Source organism: Deltaproteobacteria bacterium (assembly GCA_016874735.1).
Taxonomy (GTDB): Bacteria; Bdellovibrionota_B; Oligoflexia; order Oligoflexales; family CAIYRB01; genus CAIYRB01.
This window is the reverse complement of sequence record VGTI01000123.1, coordinates 1-5,331: the sequence shown is the minus strand read 5'-3', so window position 1 is coordinate 5,331 and position 5,331 is coordinate 1. Positions and strand designations below refer to the sequence as shown.

Below are 5,331 nucleotides of genomic sequence, written 5' to 3'. Positions count from 1 at the left end.
GGAAGGCGGATGACTCTGGATTCCACCGGACAGTCAGGCAGGGGCTCGACGCGACGGCAACTGCGGCAAATAATGTGGTGGTGATGGTGATCCTTGCGATGAAGTTCGTAACGAATGGCGCCATCACCAAAATCGCAGCGGCTGATGAGTCCTAGCTCTTCAAATTTGGCGAGGCAGCGATAAATAGTGACCAGGTCGCAGGCGAGTCCCGCCGTTTTGGTCACGGTTGCGTGAATTTCTTCTGATGTAAACGGACCATGGGAGGCGGCCAGCATGTCGAGGATGGCCGTTCTAGGGCGCGTCACTTTCAATTTGGCGGCGCGCAACAACTCACCACTGTCTTGGTGGACATGCGTACTCACTGCCTTGGCATCGATGGCTTTTTGTTTTGAGGAGGCCATGCAACGGTCTCGCGTGGTAAGTGGAAAACAAGCTTTCTCACCGCATTTGTCTCGTATACTGGTGATCCGCTCCCAGAGCAAGGGCGTGTTGCAAATCGATTGCAATTAAGTTAAGCTGCGCCGTCATCTGCAGACGTGGCTAAAAGGGCAATAATTTCCGTATGCAAAAGCTATTCGTCCAGCTCCAGTTACTAGCCACACTGATCGTCGGCGGTACCGAGGCAAGGGCGCACACCGACGATGGGTCAGGTCTGAAAACTTGCGTGACCTTGGACCTGATGGGCAGCTTCAACGCACCGCGGATGACGCAGGCTACGGACCGCTTTGCCGTCCGCGAGTCGGAGCTCCTACTCTACGGGCCGATCGATCACCTATTTGATGGCGTGCTGAACGTCGCGGCGCACGGTGATACAGCCCGTCCACTTGTGGAACCACACGAGGCCTATATTGGCTCAAGCAAGCTGATCCCCCGCTCTCGCTTTCGGCTCGGGCAATTTTTCCTCGGGCTCGGTAGGCTTAACCACTTTCACCGTCACGACTGGCCAGTCGTCACAGCTCCGAAGTCTCAGCTTGAGTTTTTCGGCTCTGAGGGGGCTTTTGATACTGGTGCTGAGTATACTTACCTGGCGCCGCTGCCATTTTTTCTCGAGCTGACGGCTGGTGTGACCAACGGCTGGACTTACGGGCACGTGCATAATGCCGGTGTTAAGCCTCGGGTACCTACTACTTACGGACGCGCAGCAACTTACCTATCACTCCCCGCCGGCGGCGGCATGCAGACCGCGGTCAACTACCTAACGCGCAAGTCTGCCCAAGGCGATAGCATGACCCTGAGCGGCATCGACTTGACGGCCAAGTGGCGTCAGCCTGATGGTGCCGGATTTTTGCTGCAGGGTGAAATCTGGCAGCGCCAGCTCGCACCCTTGGTGGGTAAAGAAGAACGCTCGGTCGGCCTCTATGTGCTGCCGCAGTATAGTTTCAGTCCCGAGTGGCATTTGGGTCTTTTACTTGATTACTTTACGGTACTCAGCCTGAAAGACATCTCTGGCAAACCAGTCGCTAACGCGGAGCAGCGTTACGTGCCGACCTTGACTTATAAATCCAGTGAGTTTGTCACTTTCCGCGCAGCTTTCGACTGGACTACCGCTAAACAACAAGGCGTTGCAGAGCGCTTCAGCAAGATGCTCCTACTGCAAGCCGCTGTTAATCTTGGAGCCCACCCCGCCCATGAGTTTTAGAACCGTGCTGAGATCTGTCTTTGCCCTCGTTTGTACTGTGGTCACGACTGGTATGAGCCATCAGGCGTCCGCTAAGGTCAAAGTGGTCACAACTGTTCCTGAGCTCGCTTATGCCGCTGGTGCAATCGGGGGTGATTTAGTTGAGGCCAAAGCTCTACTTCGTGGACGGGAAAATCCCCACTTCGTCGACGCCGTACCTGAGTTTACAAGGCTCACGGCCGAGGCGGATGTCGTATGTATCGTTGGCCTTGATCTGGAGATCGGCTACATGCCCGCAGTGCTGACGCGATCAGGCAACGCCAAGGTACAGCCAGGCGGCGCAGGCTACTGCGAGGCAGGCAAGAGCGTCCAGGCCATCGAGAAACCGACCGGTCCAATCGACCGCTCCATGGGTGACGTACACCCATCGGGCAACCCGCACTTCTTTCTGAGCCCCAAGGCTCTGGCAGCTAGTGGTGCCACGATTGTGGCCGCGTTGAGCGCAGCCGATCCAGCCCACGCTCAAGCCTACCGCCAAGGACATGCCCAGTTTGAGAAGGCAATGATGGCGCTCGATCACGAGATTGACGTTATTTTGACTCCGTTGAAAAAACTGCAGAAGGACAACGGAGGCCGCGGCGTGATTATCGAATATCATCGCGAATTCTCCTATTTCTTGGCCGATCACGGCCTGCTCAGCAGCGGCAGCATCGAGGAAAAACCAGGGGTTCCGCCTTCGGCTGGACGCTTAGCCGAGGTGGCATTAACGGCGAAAAGCAGCGGCGTGAGGGTCGCACTAGCGGCAGATTATTTCCCCAAAAAGACTTTGGATCGCTTCGCTGAACTGTCCGGTATTCCTCTAGTGATTGTGCCTACGATGATCCAGGCCGGTACCAAAACCGCGACCTACGATGAGCTTCAGCGTCATATTGCCCGCTCGGTTGTAGAGGCCACCACGAAACCGAGCCAGGGTCACTGATGAATCAAGCATCTCTGCTTAAGATTGATGGCCTTAGCTACGGTACTCCCGATGGTCGTCCGTTGGTCAAAGGCCTTGATGTGGACCTTGGTTCTGGCCAGATCCTCGCCGTGACTGGACCGAACGGAACTGGCAAGTCTACATTACTTCAGGTGCTTCTTGGGGCGCACCGCGCACTCAGTGGAACAGTGTCAGTAAGAGCGACGACAGTGGGTTACTTGGCGCAACTCCAAAATCGCGAATTTCATATTCCCATGACTCTTGCTGATGTCATGGCTATCCACAATAGCGGATCATTCAGTCGTGTCCAGGCCACAGGGCTTGGACTGCTTGACACAGCCGCCTTGAGCCTATCGTGGAATACAGCCAGTGGTGGTGAGCGACAGAAGACTCTACTGACCCAAATTCTCCTATCTAAACCTCAGCTACTCGTGCTTGACGAACCCACAAATCACCTCGATGCCAAAAGTCGCTCGCACCTGTTAGGTCTACTAGATGACTATGTGGCATCAGGCGATCGCTCGATCATCATCGTGTGCCACGAGAAACTCATCACGGAGCACTCATTGCATCAGGTGAAAGTGCTCGACCTCTCTAAATTCGCGAGTTGAAGATGCAGGCGTTGTTCTCGATATATGCTGTGACGATCCTAGCCGCTTCCGTTTTGGGTGCGGCCCTAGCTGGCCTTGGTACGCAACTAGCGGCGCGGGATCGAGCCATGCAGACACTCTGTATTAGCCAAGGTGCTATGCTCGGCGTGCTGCTAGGACTTGGTATATTCGATTTCATGGCAGACCTTGCCCTGGTCTCGAGTGGCGCCCCGTTTGTTCTGGGTCTGGTACTTGCTGCAGCCACGTCCTACGTCAGTGAACGCTTAGCGGCGAGCGGCGGGAGCTCTAACAACACTCACTTTGCAGCACTATTTGCAGTGCTTCTTGCATGCGGTTATTTAATCAGCGCGCTGTTCCCCATGCTCGAAAGCCATATGTCACAAAAATACTTTGGCGATCTCGCTACTCTGAGCCGATCGGAATCGTACGCGACACTTGCCGTCGGACTAGTGCTACTGCCCTCTGCTATAGTCTTCCGCCGTCAAATTACCAGAGACTCGTTTGCGATTGCCATTCTCGGCGCTCCGCAAAAATCGACAAAATGGGGCAACCTGTTCGCCGTAGGATCGTTGATAGTTTTGTGTTTTTGTATCCAAACTGTCGGCTTTCTCTTCACTATTGCATGTCTATTTATCCCAACGTCGGTGCTCTCTTTTGGCGGCAAATCCGGCCTGACGCGCCATATCGTTAGTTGCGCCATGGTTGGTGGTCTCGCAACCGCCCTTGGTTTTATTTTATCTCTCGTCTTTAGCCACCTACCCACGGTGCCAACTATTATCGCCGTGATGACTTTGGCTGCTGGACTCTTTACCAAACCGTGGAATAAATCATGACATTGAAGCCAACTGGCCACATCCTTGGGGGATGGCTGGCGCCGCATCCACCGCACTTAGTCTACGCCGAGAACCCTCCTCAAAACGAACCCCGCTCACGCGGAGGCTGGGAGATGCTTCGGTGGGGATACGATCACTGTCGCTCTAAACTTAAATCACAAAGACCGGACGCGATTATTGTCCATACACCCCATTGGCAGACCACTGTGGGGCACGATGTGCTCGCCGTTAAGAGACTGAAGGGACTTTCGGTAGATCCGATATTTCCCCATCTTTTTCGCTATAGGTTTGACCTTCAGGTCGACGTCGACCTTGCCGTCAGCATTAGTGACGAGGCTCGCAAGATCGGATTGACGTCAAAGCCCATGACCAATCCAGACTTCCGCGTCGACTATGGAACTATTACATCACTACACATGATGAACCCAGACTGGGACATTCCCATCATCGCACTTAGTTCAAATAACAGCCCCTATTTCCATGACCCCAAAGTGGCACAGGAGGAAATGGTAAAACTAGGAGAAGCAACTAAAGTAGCGATTCAAAAATCGGGTAAAAGAGTAGTGCTAGCTGCCAGCAACTCGCTGTCACATATACATTTCAGCGCCGAGCCGAATCCAGATCTACCTGAAGACATGAGTAAAGAGCATGTTTTTAGTCAGGCCCAGTATGAGTGGGATGTCCGCATGCTCAACCTTATGCGCGTCGGCGACCTTCATGGAATGCTTGCGCTCTTGCCTGAGTTTATCGACGAGGCCTATGCCGAGGTCAAAGCGGGGGGACTCGTTTGGATGCTCAGCGCCATGGATTTCACCACGGTTCCTGCGAGCGTCCACGCTTACGGCAATGTCATCGGTACAGGCAATGCAGTCGTCGAATGGGATTTGACCAAACAAATGGAGGTAGCACCGTGACCCTAGCCTTTGCCGCATTGGTGCCGGGACTGCCCCACTTATTGACGCCCACACCTGACTCACCGCACGCGCAGCTACATCAGGCGATGCGCCGTCTTGGCGACGATCTCGTGAGAAAAGGCGTCCGGCGCGTCATATACTACAGCTCTCAATGGCTATCGGTGCTTGGCACCATGGTACAAGCTAAACCAAGACTTGAAGGTATCCATGTCGATCCTAGTTGGCATGACCTTGGGTCCTTTGCATTCGCTATGAACGTCGATAGTGCCTTTAGTGAGCGCATAGCAAGCGCCACAAGGTCAGCGGGATACGTGACACAGACCGTTGCCTATGACGGCTTCCCGGTGGATACCGGCACTATCGTTGCTGATACTCT

At 54.2% G+C, this 5,331-nt stretch carries 7 protein-coding genes; 6 read left to right on the top strand and 1 reads right to left on the bottom strand.

Translation table 11 applies throughout. The features are described from left to right. Positions 1 to 401 (bottom strand): transcriptional repressor (locus FJ146_19355; GenBank protein ID MBM4254129.1); only part of this gene is annotated, 401 nt, incomplete at its 3' end. A 161-nt stretch (positions 402 to 562) separates the two neighbouring features. Between FJ146_19355 and FJ146_19350 the strand changes: the two genes are divergently transcribed. From FJ146_19350 to FJ146_19325, 6 genes are all read left to right on the top strand, one after another. Next, positions 563 to 1,639: a hypothetical protein gene (locus FJ146_19350; protein ID MBM4254128.1), complete on the top strand. Its 1,077-nt coding sequence runs from the start codon at positions 563 to 565 to the stop codon at positions 1,637 to 1,639. Next, the gene (locus FJ146_19345; protein MBM4254127.1) at positions 1,629 to 2,597 is read left to right on the top strand and encodes a zinc ABC transporter substrate-binding protein; all 969 of its coding nucleotides are present in this window, start codon (positions 1,629 to 1,631) and stop codon (positions 2,595 to 2,597) included. The genes FJ146_19350 and FJ146_19345 overlap by 11 nt, the downstream gene beginning before the upstream one ends. Continuing rightward, entirely contained in the window at positions 2,597 to 3,208 is a 612-nt protein-coding gene (locus FJ146_19340) for an ATP-binding cassette domain-containing protein (GenBank protein ID MBM4254126.1), read from the top strand. Before FJ146_19345 ends, FJ146_19340 begins: the two co-directional genes overlap by 1 nt. Before the next feature lie 2 nt (positions 3,209 to 3,210). Next, positions 3,211 to 4,041: a metal ABC transporter permease gene (locus FJ146_19335; GenBank protein MBM4254125.1), complete on the top strand. Its 831-nt coding sequence runs from the start codon at positions 3,211 to 3,213 to the stop codon at positions 4,039 to 4,041. Next, positions 4,038 to 4,955 (top strand): tRNA U-34 5-methylaminomethyl-2-thiouridine biosynthesis protein, encoded by a 918-nt coding sequence (locus tag FJ146_19330; GenBank protein MBM4254124.1) that lies wholly within the window; start codon positions 4,038 to 4,040, stop codon positions 4,953 to 4,955. The genes FJ146_19335 and FJ146_19330 overlap by 4 nt, the downstream gene beginning before the upstream one ends. After that, positions 4,952 to 5,331 (top strand): hypothetical protein (locus FJ146_19325; protein ID MBM4254123.1); only part of this gene is annotated, 380 nt, incomplete at its 3' end. The genes FJ146_19330 and FJ146_19325, both read left to right, overlap by 4 nt.